At 67.6% G+C, this 14,251-nt stretch carries 13 protein-coding genes; 8 read left to right on the forward strand and 5 right to left on the reverse strand.

What is annotated here, in order from left to right:
* Positions 1–135 precede the first annotated feature (135 nt).
* From fixJ to LH400_RS14220, 4 genes are all read right to left on the reverse strand, one after another.
* Positions 136–759: a response regulator FixJ gene (fixJ, locus tag LH400_RS14205; RefSeq protein WP_229153388.1), complete on the reverse strand. Its 624-nt coding sequence runs from the start codon at positions 757–759 to the stop codon at positions 136–138.
* On the reverse strand, positions 746–2,641 hold the full coding sequence (locus tag LH400_RS14210; RefSeq protein WP_229153389.1) for a PAS domain-containing sensor histidine kinase: 1,896 nt from the start codon (positions 2,639–2,641) through the stop codon (positions 746–748). The genes fixJ and LH400_RS14210 overlap by 14 nt, the downstream gene beginning before the upstream one ends.
* Positions 2,642–2,757: 116 nt before the next feature.
* Complete coding sequence (hemN, locus tag LH400_RS14215) at positions 2,758–4,116, reverse strand: oxygen-independent coproporphyrinogen III oxidase (protein ID WP_229153390.1); 1,359 nt, start codon at positions 4,114–4,116, stop codon at positions 2,758–2,760.
* Entirely contained in the window at positions 4,109–4,651 is a 543-nt protein-coding gene (locus tag LH400_RS14220; RefSeq protein ID WP_229153391.1) for a hemerythrin domain-containing protein, read from the reverse strand. Before LH400_RS14220 ends, hemN begins: the two co-directional genes overlap by 8 nt.
* Positions 4,652–4,831: 180 nt before the next feature.
* Here LH400_RS14220 and ccoN point away from each other — a divergent pair, with 180 nt between their 5' ends.
* From ccoN to ccoS, 8 genes are all read left to right on the forward strand, one after another.
* Positions 4,832–6,466, forward strand: coding sequence for a cytochrome-c oxidase, cbb3-type subunit I (gene ccoN / locus LH400_RS14225; protein WP_229153392.1), 1,635 nt, complete (start codon positions 4,832–4,834; stop codon positions 6,464–6,466).
* A gap of 10 nt (positions 6,467–6,476) precedes the next feature.
* Entirely contained in the window at positions 6,477–7,277 is an 801-nt protein-coding gene (ccoO, locus tag LH400_RS14230) for a cytochrome-c oxidase, cbb3-type subunit II (RefSeq protein WP_229153393.1), read from the forward strand.
* 10 nt (positions 7,278–7,287) lie between these two features.
* The gene (locus LH400_RS14235; protein WP_229153394.1) at positions 7,288–7,443 is read left to right on the forward strand and encodes a cbb3-type cytochrome c oxidase subunit 3; all 156 of its coding nucleotides are present in this window, start codon (positions 7,288–7,290) and stop codon (positions 7,441–7,443) included.
* 3 nt (positions 7,444–7,446) lie between these two features.
* Positions 7,447–8,319 carry a cytochrome-c oxidase, cbb3-type subunit III gene (ccoP, locus tag LH400_RS14240; RefSeq protein ID WP_229153395.1) on the forward strand — a complete coding sequence of 291 codons (873 nt, stop codon included), beginning with the start codon at positions 7,447–7,449 and terminating at the stop codon, positions 8,317–8,319.
* Between the two features lie 270 nt (positions 8,320–8,589).
* A complete protein-coding gene (gene ccoG / locus LH400_RS14245; protein WP_229153396.1) occupies positions 8,590–10,152 on the forward strand; it encodes a cytochrome c oxidase accessory protein CcoG in 1,563 nt (520 codons plus the stop codon).
* Positions 10,149–10,631, forward strand: a complete 483-nt coding sequence (locus tag LH400_RS14250; protein WP_229153397.1) for a FixH family protein — start codon at positions 10,149–10,151, stop codon at positions 10,629–10,631. Before ccoG ends, LH400_RS14250 begins: the two co-directional genes overlap by 4 nt.
* Before the next feature lie 7 nt (positions 10,632–10,638).
* A complete protein-coding gene (locus LH400_RS14255) occupies positions 10,639–12,963 on the forward strand; it encodes a heavy metal translocating P-type ATPase (protein ID WP_229153398.1) in 2,325 nt (774 codons plus the stop codon).
* Entirely contained in the window at positions 12,960–13,154 is a 195-nt protein-coding gene (ccoS, locus tag LH400_RS14260) for a cbb3-type cytochrome oxidase assembly protein CcoS (RefSeq protein WP_229153399.1), read from the forward strand. Before LH400_RS14255 ends, ccoS begins: the two co-directional genes overlap by 4 nt.
* A 122-nt stretch (positions 13,155–13,276) precedes the next feature.
* Here ccoS and LH400_RS14265 read toward each other — a convergent pair whose 3' ends face one another.
* Positions 13,277–14,218, reverse strand: coding sequence for a LysR family transcriptional regulator (locus tag LH400_RS14265; RefSeq protein WP_229153400.1), 942 nt, complete (start codon positions 14,216–14,218; stop codon positions 13,277–13,279).
* Between the last annotated feature and the right edge of the window lie 33 nt (positions 14,219–14,251).

Raw genomic sequence — 14,251 nt, forward strand, 5'->3', positions numbered from 1 at the left:
GCGGTTTGACATGGCGCAAAACCGCGGCACGAAAATCTGCGGGAACGGCTCAAGAATTACGATTATCGTCAGACGGGGCTCCAGCGATCAGATGACCGGGACAGCGGTCACCTGCTCGAACGAATGCGTAAGACGTCAGCGATCGGTAACCGGATCGGCCCGCAGGACCATGCGGACGAGGTCCGACAGGCTCGCCGCACCCATCTTGGCCATGAGGTTGGCGCGATGCACCTCGACGGTGCGGGGGCTGATCCCGAGATCATAGGCAATGGTCTTGTTGGGGTGGCCGGCGAGCAGCCCGTCGAGGACCTGGCGCTCGCGCGCCGAGAGCGCGGAAAGCTTCGCACGCGTCGCGGATGTCTCCGCGTCCTGCTCGACGTTCGCGCGAAATCCCCCGAGCGCGTTGCGGATCGCGGCCAACATGGCGTCTTCGTCGAACGGCTTCTCGATGAAGTCGATCGCCCCGTCCTTCATCGCCTGGACCGCAAGCGCCACATCCGCGTGGCCGGTCATGATGATCACCGGCAGACGGATCCCGCTGGCCTTCAGGCGGCGCTGGAGTTCCAGCCCGTCGATCCCGGGCATGCGCACGTCGCTGACGACGCAGCCCGGCTGCAGGGTGTCGATCACGTCGAGAAGCGCAGACCCGGACTCGTAGACGCGCACGGCAAAGCCGGCCGTGGCCAGGAGGAAGGCCACCGACTGCCGGACGCTCTCGTCGTCATCGACGAGGTGGACCACGGCATTAGTCGACGTCATCGAAATCCTCCGGTGCGAGATGGCGCAGGGTCAGGCGAAAGATCGTCCCGCCCTTGGGATTGGGCTCGGTCCAGATCCGCCCACCATGCGCCTCCACGATGGTGCGCGAGATCGACAGCCCGACCCCCATCCCCTGCTGCTTGGAGGTGACGAAGGGCTGAAAGAGCTGCGCCGCGATCTCCGGCGCGATCCCGGTGCCGGTATCGCTGACCGCGATCTCGACCATGCCCTCCTCGCAAAGCCGGCTGGAGATGGCAAGCTCGCGGGTGTCCGACTCCTGCATGGCCTCGATCGCATTGCGCATGAGGTTGAGCAGCACCTGCTGGACCTGGACCTTGTCCGCCATGATGTAGTCTGCGTCCAGATCGAGGGCGAAGCTGACCCTGACGCCGGTCTCCTTGGCCCCCAGCAGCGCCAGCGCGCTCGCCTCCTCGATCAGCTTCGGCAGGTTCTCGATCTGCCGCTCGCTCTCGCCGCGGGCGACGAACTCCCGCAGCCGGCGGATGATCTCGCCTGCCCTCAGCGCCTGGGCAGCCGCGCGGTCGACCGCGTCGCGCACGATCGGCAGGGCCTCGGTCTTGCCGCCGTCGATGAGGCGGCGGGCGCCGCTGAGATAGCTCGCCGCGGCCGTCAGCGGCTGGTTGAGTTCATGCGCCAGCGTCGATGCCATCTCGCCCAGCGCGGTGAAGCGGGACATGTGGGTGAGCTCGGCCTGCAGTTCCTGCAGGCGGCGCTGCGTCTCCTGTCGCTCCGTGAGGTCGCGGATGAAGCCGGTGAAGAAGCGGTGCCTGGCCGACTGCATCTCGCCGACGGAAAGCTCCATCGGGAAGGTCGAGCCGTCCTTGCGCGCGCCGACCACCACGCGGCCGATGCCGACGATCCGCCGCTCGCCCGTGGCGAGGTAGCGGGACAGATAGCCGTCGTGCTGCTCGCGATAGGGCGACGGCATCAGGATGCTGACGTTCTGGCCGATCGCCTCGTCGGCGCTGTATCCGAAGAGCCGCTCGGCCGTCGCGCTGAAGGACTGCATGACTCCTGCCGGATCGATCACGACCATGGCGTCGGGCACGGTATCCAGGACCGACTGCAGACGCGCCTCGCGCTCGGCAAGCTCCGAGAGGGCCTTCCTCGCAAGCGTGATGTCGCGGACGATCTTCGAGACGCCGACGATCTCGCCCGCCGCGTCCCGCAGCGGCGCGATCGTCAGCGCGACGTCTACGATCGAGCCGTTCTTGTGGCGCCGCCGCGTCTCCACCTGCTCGACCCGTCCGGTCCGCAGGATGCGGTCGAGGAGCAGGCCTTCCTCGGTGTCGGGACCGTTCGGAAGCAGGATCGCGATCGGCCGTCCGACTGCCTCCTGCTCCGTATATCCGAAGATCGCTTCGGCGCCGCAGTTCCAGTCGGTGATCGTGCCGTCGAGCGAAGCGCCGACGATGGCGATGTCCGACGACGCGACGACCGCGGCCATCCGCCCGTTCGCGGCCTCGACCACATCGCCCGACGGCACGTCGAGGAAAACGCCGCGCAGCGCGGCCGAGCCCTGGCCATCCCTAAGGGCACCGCCCCTGGCGCGCAGCCGGCGGACCGGCGCCTCCTCGGCGGCGAGCCGAAATTCCAGATCTAGCGGCACACCCTCCCCGCGGCTGCTGCGGAAAGCGGCTTCGACCCGCTGCCGGTCCGTCGAATGGACACGCTCCAGGAATACGTCGAGGGCGTGCGGATCGTTGCCGCTCCGCAATTGCGCGGCAGCGACGTCCGACAGCCTCACCAGGTCGTCATCGCCCCAGACGAAGGTGCCGAGTCCGGCCGCCTCGACCGCAGCGAGGGCTGCAGCGGCGGCCGCCGCCGGATCGTCGTGAGCACGTTCGTTTCGAAGAGTCATCGCGGCATCGTCGGGACAAGTCCTTGCGGCTCCTATCTGGAGCCTGCGGGCTTGCTGCACCAGGGCCCGAGACAGGTCAAGCCGCCACGCGGCGGCCCCACCCGGTCCCGGCCGACTTACACCGCCTTGGAATAGCGGCCCTCGCCGCCGTCCAGATGCGCGTCGAACCACGACGCGACGACACGGGCGAAGGGCTTCGCCTCCGGCCGGATCGCGAAGGACTGCTCATCCGATACGACGAGGCCGTCGCGGTCGCCGGCGGCAAGCCGCAGACACTCCCGGACATACGGAGCGCCCGCGACCTCGCCGAACCCATGGGCGAGCGCCGCGAAGTCGATGCGGAAGTCGCACATCAGCCGCTCGATCATGTAGCCGCGGATCACGTCGTCGCGCGTGAGCCGATAGCCGCGCTGTGCGGCCAACGCACCGGAATCGACCGCCTGGCGATAGGTCGCGGTCGGCACGATGTTCTGGACGTAGCCGCCGCGGAAGCGGCTGATCGCCGAGGCGCCGAAGCCGATCAGCGTCTCGCAGGCGTCGGTCGTATAGCCCTGGAAATTGCGATGCAGCCGCCCCGTCCGGGCGGCCTCGGCCAGAGGATCGCCCGGACGGGCGAAGTGATCGATACCAATCGCCGCGTAGCCCGCCCCGGTCAGCTTTGCCGATGCGCGGGCGGCGTCGCCGAGCCGCTGTTCGCGTCCCGGCAGGTCTTCCTCGCGGATCATGGTCTGGTGCTTCTTCGCCCACGGCACATGCGCATAGCCAAACAGCGCCACCCGCTCGGGATCGAGCGAGATCACCTGGTCGATGGTGCGCTCCAGGCGTTCCGGCGTCTGCAGCGGAAGCCCGTAGAGCGCGTCGATGTTGATGCTGCACTGGCCCGCGGCGCGAAGCGCGGCGATGACGTCGCGAGTCGCCTCGAAGGTCTGGGGCCGGTTGATCGCCGCCTGCACCGCCGGATCGAAATCCTGGACTCCGATCGAGGCGCGCGTCATGCCGAGAAGCGCAAGACCCTCGAGCGTGTCGGCGGACACGTCCGAGGGGTCGATCTCGACGCTGATCTCGGCATCGGCAGGGAACACGAAGGCCTTGCGCAGCGCCTCACCGATCCGCGCGAACTCCGCCGACTGCAGGAGGCTCGGCGAACCGCCGCCGAGATGCAGCGCGGCGACCTTCGGCGCAAAGCCGATCCGCGCCCGCATCGTCGCGATCTCGGCCAGCAGCGAATCGACGTAGTCGACGACCGGCTGATAGCGTCGGGTCTGCTTGGTATGGCAGCCGCAGAACCAGCAGAGCCGGTCGCAGAACGGAATGTGCAGATAGACGGAGACAGGCTTTTCGGGATCGATGCAGTCGATCATGGCGGGCAGCAGCGCCCGGCCTGTCTCGGCGCCGAAATGCGGTGCGGCCGGATAGCTCGTGTAGCGCGGGACCTGTGCGCCGTGCCTGTTCAGGATTGCGGCGGCGTCAAGCATGTCCATATTCCTCGATCCGGAGGACCCGCGGCAAGAGTACCGCCCGCTCGAAGGCGAGGTGCCGGCGGAGCGCCTGCGCAAACTCCTGCAGCCGCCGTCTGAGGCTTTCCACGTCGACGGCAGCGCCGCCGCAGACGAAGTCGATCAGCGCCTGGATCACCTCCTCGGCGCTGCCTTCGTCCTCGAAATGTTCGAACTTCAGCTTATCGAGCGTCAGCGAAAGATCTGCGCGCGCGCCCTTCTGGCGGCGCAGCAGCGGAAACAGCTCGCGTTCTTCGAAATCGTGGGCGCGCCGCAGGATCGGATAGATGCTGCGAGCCAGATGGAGGCAGTGCTGCGCGTCGACCGCGAGCGCCAGCCGGTCGGCCAGCGTCTCCAGCCGCGCGCACAGCGCCTCCTGGATGATCAACTGGTTCTCGAGCCGGGACGACAGAGGCTCGGTCCGGCAGATGGCCGGCACGACGCCGGAATGGGCGGCGACGGCGAGCGCCACGCAGCCCGAAGGCGCGGTGGATCGAAACGGTCGAAGGCCCATGCTGCGTCTCCCTGGCTGCCGACACTTGTCTCCCGACCCGTCTAGCCCGGGCGCGGCCCCGCCTCCTTGATCCACGTCAAGGCGTCACTCGATGCCTCCTGCCAAGGAGGAAGCCGGCCGCCTTGGCGCACCGGGGGACCCGGTCGTGCGCGGGCGGAGAGGCTAGAGGTCAGATCCAAGATGAAACACCAAATGGAGGCGATCCTGATCGGGGGAGCGGCATTCATAGCCCTTCTCGCCGCGGGATTCGCCAAGGATGCCGCATTCCAGGCCCATGCCTGGGTTCTGTTCATCGCTCTCGGCGTCGCGACGATCGTGATGTTGCGCCGGATTGAGTTCGGCGACGCCAAGATGATCCCGCTGCGCATGCAGGCGTCGAACGCCAGCGACCAGGGCTATTTCGACGAGGTCGTGCGCTATGGCGTGATCGCCACGGTCGGCTGGGGCCTTGCCGGCTTCCTGGTCGGCGTCCTGATCGCGTCCCAGCTCGCCTGGCCGCATCTCAACCTCGAACCCTGGTTCAACTTCGGACGGCTGCGCCCGCTGCACACCTCGGCGGTGGTCTTCGCCTTCGGCGGCAATGCGCTGATCGCGACGTCCCTGTACGTGGTCCAGCGCACATGCCGGGCCCGGCTCTGGGGCGGCAATCTCGCCTGGTTCGTGTTCTGGGGCTACCAGCTGTTCATCGTGCTCGCCGCGACCGGCTATCTCCTCGGCATCACCGAGGGGCGCGAATATGCCGAGCCGGAATGGTATGTCGACATCTGGCTGACGATCGTCTGGGTCGCCTATCTCGCCGTGTTCCTCGGGACGCTCGTGAAGCGCAAGGAACCGCACATCTACGTCGCCAACTGGTTCTACCTCTCCTTCATCGTGACCATCGCGATGCTGCATGTGGTCAACAACCTGTCGATGCCGGTGTCATTCCTCGGATCGAAGAGCTATTCGGCCTTCTCGGGCGTCCAGGATGCGCTGACGCAGTGGTGGTACGGCCATAACGCCGTCGGCTTCTTCCTGACCGCCGGCTTCCTCGGCATGATGTACTACTTCATCCCGAAGCAGGCGAACCGTCCGGTCTATTCCTACCGGCTGTCGATCATCCACTTCTGGGCGCTGATCTTCCTCTACATCTGGGCCGGCCCGCACCACCTGCACTACACCGCCCTGCCCGACTGGGCGCAGACGCTCGGCATGGTGTTCTCGGTGATGCTGTGGATGCCGTCCTGGGGCGGCATGATCAACGGCCTGATGACCCTGCAGGGTGCCTGGGACAAGCTTCGCACGGACCCGATCCTGCGCATGCTGGTGATCTCCGTCGCCTTCTACGGCATGTCGACCTTCGAGGGTCCGATGATGTCGATCAAGTCGGTCAACTCGCTTTCCCACTACACCGACTGGACCATCGGCCACGTGCATTCCGGCGCGCTCGGCTGGGTCGGCATGATCTCCTTCGGAGCCGTCTACCACCTGACGCCGAAGCTCTGGGCCCGCGAGCGGCTCTACTCCCTGCGCCTCGTCAACTGGCACTTCTGGCTCGCCACGCTCGGCATCGTCGTCTACGCGGCGGTCATGTGGGTGTCCGGCATCATGCAGGGCCTGATGTGGCGCGAATACGGAGACGACGGCTACCTCGTCTACTCCTTCGCCGAGACGGTCGCCGCGATGCATCCCTACTACGTCCTGCGCATGCTGGGCGGGCTGATGTACCTCTGCGGCGCTCTGATCATGGCCTTCAACGTCTACAAGACCATCCGCGGCGACGTGCGGGCGGAAGTGCCGATGGGCGGCGTGCCCGCGGCGCAGCCGGCACAGTGAGGCAAGAACAATGAGCAAGAACAACACCGACCCCGCTCTGGCCGGCGCCCGGCCGGAACTGAAGGCCGATCCCGTCGCCCGCGGCATCCTGGCCCATCACGGCAAGATCGAGCGCAACGCCACGCTGCTCCTCGTCTTGTCGCTGCTGGTGGTCACGATCGGCGGCATCGTCGAGATCGCGCCGCTATTCTACCTGCAGAACACGGTCGAGAAGGTGAAGGGCATGCGGCCCTACTCACCGCTCGAACTCGCCGGCCGGAACATCTATCTGCGCGAGGGCTGCTACAACTGCCACAGCCAGATGATCCGGCCCTTCCGCGACGAAGTCGAACGCTACGGCCACTACAGCCTCGCCGCGGAATCCATGTACGACCACCCGTTCCAGTGGGGCTCCAAGCGCACCGGGCCGGACCTCGCCCGGGTGGGCGGCCGCTATTCCAACGAGTGGCAGGTCCAGCACCTCGTCGACCCGCGTTCGGTCGTGCCGGAATCGATCATGCCGACCTATGGCTTCCTGGCAAAGGCCGATCTCGACATGGAGGATCCGGCCGCGCATCTGGCGGCGAACCGCGACGTCGGCGTTCCCTATACCGACGAGATGGTCAAGGAGGCCGCGGCCGATCTGAGGGCCCAGGCCGATCCGAACGCCGACACCTCGGGCCTGCTCGCCCGCTATCCGAAGGCCGTGGTCGCAGATTTCGACGCCAATCCGCAGCGCCTGACCGAGATGGACGCGCTCGTCGCCTATCTCCAGATGCTCGGCACGCTCGTCGACTTCTCCGCCTACGAACCCGAACAGAACGACCGTTGAGGAGGGCTCGATGAACGCCGACTACCACGCCCTGCGTGCCTTCGCCGACTCGTGGGGGCTCCTCGCGATGACGCTGTTCTTCATCGCGGTCCTCGTCTTCGTGTTCCGGCCCGGCGCCCGCCGGGCGGCCGACGAGGCCGCCAGTATCCCCTTGAAGGAGGACTGATCCGTGGCCGAGACCAAGGACGTCGATCAAGTCACCGGTGTCGAGACCACGGGTCATTCCTGGGACGGCATCAAGGAACTCAACAATCCCCTGCCGCGCTGGTGGCTGTGGACCTTCTACGGCTGTATCGCCTTCGCGCTGGTCTACTCCATCCTGTACCCCGCCTGGCCGTTGCTCCATTCGGCGACGAGCGGGGTTCTCGGATGGTCGAGCCGCCAGGACCTGCGTCAGGAGATGGCGAGCCTGCAGGCGGAAAATGCCGACAAGCTGGCCGCTATCCAGACGCTGGACGTCGACGCCATCGCGGCCGATCCGAACCTCAAGCCGATGGCGATCGCCGCTGGCCGGGCGGCATTCAAGGTCAACTGCGTCCAGTGCCACGGCTCGGGCGCGGAGGGCGGCGCCGGCTATCCCAACCTGAACGACGATTCCTGGATCTGGGGCGGCTCGCTCGACCAGATCCACACGACGCTCCAGCACGGCATCCGCTACGCCTCGGACGACGACACCCGCATCTCCGAGATGCCGGCCTTCGGTCGTGACGGCATCCTCGACCGCAACCAGGTCTCGGATGTCGCCTGGTATGTCCGCAAGATCTCCGGCCAGGAGACCGACGCTGCGGCGGCGGAACGCGGCACCCAGATCTTTGCCGACAATTGTGCCGCCTGCCACGGCGAGACCGGCGAAGGCAATCGCGATGTCGGCGCGCCCCGGCTGAACGATGCGATCTGGCTCTATGGCGGCAGCCATGCCGACATCATGGCGCAGGTAAACGGCCCCCGCCACGGCGTGATGCCGGCCTGGGGCCAGCGCCTCGGCGAGACCACCGTCAAGGAGCTCACGGTCTACGTCCACAGTCTGGGCGGCGGCGAATAAGCCCCAACTGCCGTCATCCGGTGCGGGCGACAGCGGGCCCCCGTCCCTTGGGCGGGGGCCCGTGCTTTTTTCGGTCGGGCCGACGGCCGGTGGCGGCACATCCGAATTGACGCCCCCTTGCAAATCGGGTTCGGTCCCAGTGCGCCGCGAACCGGCGGCGACTGACGCGCGCCCGGTCGCTTGACCTGGATCAAGGCGGTCAGGCCCCGCTCCTCTTAGACGATCGGTGATCTTCCGGCCCTTTCGGGCCACCAATCCCGAGTCCGCCTCATGCTTCAACGCTCCGACATCCATCGCTTCGACGTCGAGCCCGTCAACGCGCCGGAACGCCAATCGCAGCCCCTCTACGAAGCCCGCAAGAAGATCCATCCCAAGCGCGCCGAAGGTCGGTTTCGGCGGCTGAAGTGGATCATCATGCTGGTGACGCTCGGCATCTATTACGTCACGCCGTGGCTGCGCTGGGACCGCGGTCCCTTCGCGCCGGACCAGGCGGTGCTGATCGATCTCGCCAACCGCCGCTTCTACTTCTTCTTCATCGAGATCTGGCCGCAGGAGTTCATCTTCGTCGCCGGCCTGCTCGTCATGGCCGGCATCGGGCTCTTCCTCGTCACCTCCGTGGTCGGCAGGGCTTGGTGCGGCTATGCCTGTCCGCAGACCGTCTGGACGGACCTCTTCCTGGTGGTGGAGCGATTCTTCGAGGGCGACCGCAATGCCCGGATCCGGCTCGACAAGGCGCCGTGGAGCTTCGACAAGGTCAGGAAGCGGGTCCTGAAGCACTCGACATGGCTGCTCATCGCAGTCGCGACCGGCGGCGCCTGGATCTTCTACTTCGCCGACGCGCCGACGCTCCTGTGGAATTTCCTGCGTGGCGACGCGCCCTTCGTCGCCTATGCCACCGTCGGCATCCTGACCGCGACCACCTACGTCCTCGGCGGACTGATGCGCGAACAGGTCTGCATCTACATGTGCCCGTGGCCACGCATCCAGGCCGCCATGCTCGATGAGGATTCGCTCGTCGTCACCTATAATGACTGGCGCGGCGAGCCGAAGAGCCATGGTGCCAAGAAGGCGGCTGCGGCGGGTCTTTCCGTCGGCGACTGCGTCGACTGCAATGCCTGCGTGGCGGTCTGCCCCACCGGCATCGACATCCGCGACGGCCAGCAGCTCGCCTGCATCACCTGCGCGCTCTGCATCGACGCCTGCGACGGTGTCATGGACAAGCTCGGGCGCGAGCGCGGCCTGATCTCCTACGCGACGCTGAAGGACTACAACTCCAACATGGCGATCGCGACGGATCCCGCGACCGGCGCGATCGACCCGGCGCGGGTGCGCGACGAGACCGGCCGCTTCAGGGATCGGCTCAAGCACTTCGACTGGCATGTCTTCCTCAGGCCGCGCACGCTGATCTATGCGGGCCTGTGGGCGGCGATCGGTGTCGGCCTCCTCGTTGCGCTCATGGCGCGCGAGCGGCTGGAACTCAACGTCCAGCGCGACCGCAACCCGGTCTATGTCAGGCTCTCCGACGGCTCGATCCGCAACGGCTATACCGTCAAGCTGCTCAACATGATACCTGAGCCGCGCGAATTCCGGCTGTCGCTGGAGGGTCTGCCGGGCGCGACGATGTATTCCGACGACCTCAGCCAGCCGGAGGGGCGGAGCTTCGCGGTAAAGGTCGATCCGGACCGCCTGAGGACGCTGAAGTTCTTCGTCGTCGAGCCTGCCTCTGCGGTGAAGCCCGGCACCACGGATTTCCGCTTCGTCCTGAACGACATGAACAGTTCCGAAAGCGCCGTCTACGACGCCGCCTTCGAAGCCCCGGAGAACGGCAAATGAGCGTCAACAGCCGCGCCCCCCGCGAATTCACCGGCCGCCACATGGCCCTGGTGATGGCCCTCTTCTTCGGGACGATCATCTCGGTGAACGTGACCATGGCCTATTTCGCCGAGAGCACCTGGAGCGGGCTCGTCGTGGAGAACAGCTATGTCGCCAGCCAGACCTTCGATGCCGATACGGCGAAGCGTGAGCAAGAGGTCGCGCGCGGCTGGGACGCCAGGGTGGCCTATGCGGACGGGCAGTTCCGGGTCGACTTCGTCGATGCGGCCGGCAAGCCCGTCACCGACGCCGCGGCGAGCGTCACGATCGGCCATCCCGTCAATGCCAATTTCGACCGCACCCTGACGCTGGAGCCCGTTGCCGGCGGCGGATACGGGGCAAAGACCCAGCTGACCAGCGGCCGCTGGGAAGCGCGCCTCGTCCTCACCGCCGAGGGGCTCACCCCCTGGCACCGGGCCGTGCGATTCAGCGTGGAGTGAGACGGCGATGAGCTGCTGCAGTCCCAATTACGATCTCGTCACCGCCGAGGAGAACGTCGCCGCATCCGCGGACCCGAAGGCGCAGGAACTGCGCCGGGCGGGACGGGTCGCAGAGGACGGGACGGTGATCTATGTCTTCGCCGCGCCCGCGATCCATTGCGGCGCCTGCATTGGGGCAATCGAACGGGCTCTCGGGCCGCTGCCGGGTGTCGTCGAGGCGCGGGTCAACCTGACGCTTCGCCGCGTGACGGTCGTCCTCGAATCGGCCGGCATCTCCCCCCTCCCCGTCGTCCAAACGCTGGCCCGCATCGGCTTTCCCGCGACGCCGGTCGATCTCGGCGATCTCGACCAGCTGTCGCGCGAGCGGGAATCGAACCGGCTCCTGATCGCTCTCGCGATCGCCGGCTTCGCGGCGGCCAACATCATGCTCCTGTCGGTTTCGGTGTGGTCCGGCGCCGACGCCGCGACGCGCGACCTCTTCCATCTGGTCTCTGCGCTGATCGCCATTCCGACCGTCGCCGTCGCCGGCCAGGTGTTTTTCCGCTCGGCTTTTTCGGCGGTGCGCGGCGGCAGGCTCAACATGGACGTCCCGATTTCGCTGGCGCTCCTCCTGTCGCTCGGGATGAGCCTCGTCGAAAGCCTGACCGGCGGTGCGGAGGCCTATTTCGACGCGGCCGTGACGCTGCTCTTCTTCCTGCTCGTCGGCCGCTATCTCGACAGCCGCATGCGCGAGCGCGCCCGCAGCGCGGTCCTCGGCATCGCCCGGCTCGCGGCCAAGGGCGCGACCCGGATCGACGGCGGCGAACAGGTCTACGTTCCGCTCGACGAGGTCGTCCCCGGCATGACGCTCAGGGTTCCGGCGGGAGAGCGGATCCCCGTCGACGGGAAGGTGGTCGCCGGGTCGAGCGATCTCGACCGCTCGCTGGTCACCGGCGAAAGCGACCCGGTTGCCGTCGCCGCGGGAGCACGGATCGAGGCCGGGACGCTGAACATCTCCGGCTCGCTGGACATCGAGGCGCTGACCGACGCCCGGCACTCCTTCCTCGCCGAGATCATGGCGATGATGGAAGCGGCGGAGACCGGCCGAGGCAGTTACACGCGGATCGCCGACCGCATGGCGCGGCTCTACGCCCCCGTGGTCCACATCCTCGCGGCCGCGACCTTCCTCGGCTGGCTGATCGTCAGCGGCGGCGACTGGTATCACGCGACCTATACGGCGATCGCGGTCCTGATCGTCACCTGCCCCTGCGCACTCGGCCTGGCGGTTCCGGTCGTTCATGTGATCGGCGCCGCACGGCTCTTCGAGGCCGGCATCCTGATGAAAGACGGCTCGGCGCTGGAGCGACTCGCCGAGGTCGACACGGTCGTCTTCGACAAGACCGGAACGCTCACCACGGGGACGCCACGCCTTGCCGCGACCGACATCCTTCCCGGCGAGGCCGCCGACGCGGCCCGGGCGCTCGCCGCGCGCTCCAGCCATCCGGCCTCGCGCGCCGTCCGCGACGGACTTGCGAACGGGACAGACCCGGACCTTCGCGATGTCCGGGAAGTGCCGGGATGCGGGATCGAGGCAGTGATCGACGGGCGGCCGGCACGGCTCGGCCGCCGCGAATGGGTCGCCGAAATCGCTGCGGAATACCACGAGCCTACCGGGGCCAGCGGTCCCGCTTTCGCCTTCGCCGGCGGTCCTCTGGCTCGCTTCGACCTTGCCGAGACGCTGCGCGAGGGCGCGGTGACGGCGGTCCCCGCCCTGAAGGCGGCGGAGCATCTCTCCGTCCAGCTCCTGTCGGGCGACGCCGAGTTGCCAGTCGAGCGCGTGGCGACGTCGCTCGGGGTCGAAGACTTCACCTCCGGCCTCACCCCGGCCGGCAAGATCGACCGGATCCGCGCGCTGCAGGCCGGCGGCAGGACGGTCCTGATGGTCGGCGACGGTCTCAACGACGCGCCGAGCCTTGCCGCCGCCGACGTGTCCATGGCGCCAGCCTCGGCCTGCGACGCGGGACGGCTTGCCGCCGACTTCGTCTTCACCCGCGACAGCCTTGAGGCCGTGCCGTTCGGCCACAGGATCGCGCTGAAGGCCAAGAGCCTCGTGCGGCAGAACTTCGGGCTTGCGATCCTCTACAACGGCTTTGCCGTGCCCTTGGCCATGGCCGGGCTCGTCACGCCGCTCGTCGCCGCCATCGCCATGTCGACCTCCTCCATCGTCGTCGTCGCGAACAGCCTGCGCCTGTCGTTTGTCTTCCGGGCATCCGCCCCGGGCAAGGCGGCGCGCGCGAGCGTCCGGCGGGGCCGGGCCGGCGGCGAAGCGCTGGTCAGGGGAGCCTCGTCTTGAACGTCCTCGTAATCCTCCTGCCGATCGCTCTGCTGCTCGGCCTCACGGGTCTCGGCGCCTTCTTCTGGGCGCTCAGGAGCGGCCAGTACGACGACATCGACGGCGCTGCCTGGCGGGTGCTTGCGGATGACGACGAGCCGGCCGGAAAGAGCTCGGGAAAGGCGAGCGGCCGCAAGACAGGCCGGGGCTGACAGGCGGGAGCCGGACTTAGAGGGTCGAGGCTCGTTCGACGGCTCTGCCGAGACGGTCGTGCCGCGACCCGTCTCACGAAAGACTGCGCTAGCGGACCGATACGTCCGATCGAGGCGGAGGCTCAGTCGGGCACGCTCGCCGGCTCCGGCCCCTCGCCCCGGCTGGAGGTGCCGCCGCCGCTTCGGCCGGCCATCAGCCAGTCCTTGAACAGCATTGCTTCGGCGCGCCCGCCGGTCTCTTCGACCGGCATCAGCAGGAAGTGCCCCTGCCGGGTGGGCAAGGCGGTCTCGATGGGCCGCACGAGACGGCCGGCTTCCAGATAGCAATCGGCAAAGCCGCGTGAGACGAGGAGCGGCGCGAGGCCGCTCGCCGCCATCTCCAGCGCCATCGCCGAACTGTCGGCGATGGCGGCGGTTCTGATCGCAAGCGCCGGATCGGCGCCGACCCTGGCGAGAAGCTTCGGCCAGAGATCCTCGCATCCCATGACCAGGATGACGCCGGACGCCGCGCATTCGGAAAGGTAGTCCGCCGCGCTCTGCCCGCTTCTGGCGGGCGCCTTCGCCACCACGATCGATTCGAAGGTTTCGAGCCGCTCGGCGGTCCAGCCGGGCCAGTCACCGTCGCCATAGCGGATCTCGACGTCGGCGTCCTCGTTCTCCGGCCGGTCAGACCAGATGGTGGAGAACAGCCGGATCGAGATGTGGGGATAGAGCTGCCGGAACTCAGGCAGACGCCGCGGCAGGACGAGTGTGGCATAGGAGGCGGAGGCACGCACGGTCAGCACCACCTCCTCGCGGCCGAACAGGCCGACCGTCGACATGGCGATGTCGTCGAAGGCGCGGCGGATCGCCGGCAGATAGGCCCGGCCGACATCGGTCAGTCGCAGCCCCCGCGGCAGGCGCTCGAACAGCCTGAACCCCAGAAGCTGCTCGAGCGAACGAACCTGGTAGCTGACCGCCGCCGGCGTGAGATTCACGTCGGAGGCCGCCTTAGCGAAGCTCGAATGGCGGGCGGCCGCCTCGAAGGCGCGCAGCCAGTTGAGCGGCGGAAGCTTGGCGGCCATGAACGAGCCTCAAATGAATTGACCCCTTGGCCT

Source organism: Jiella soli (assembly GCF_020615385.1).
Lineage (GTDB): Bacteria > Pseudomonadota > Alphaproteobacteria > Rhizobiales > Rhizobiaceae > VKMB-3413.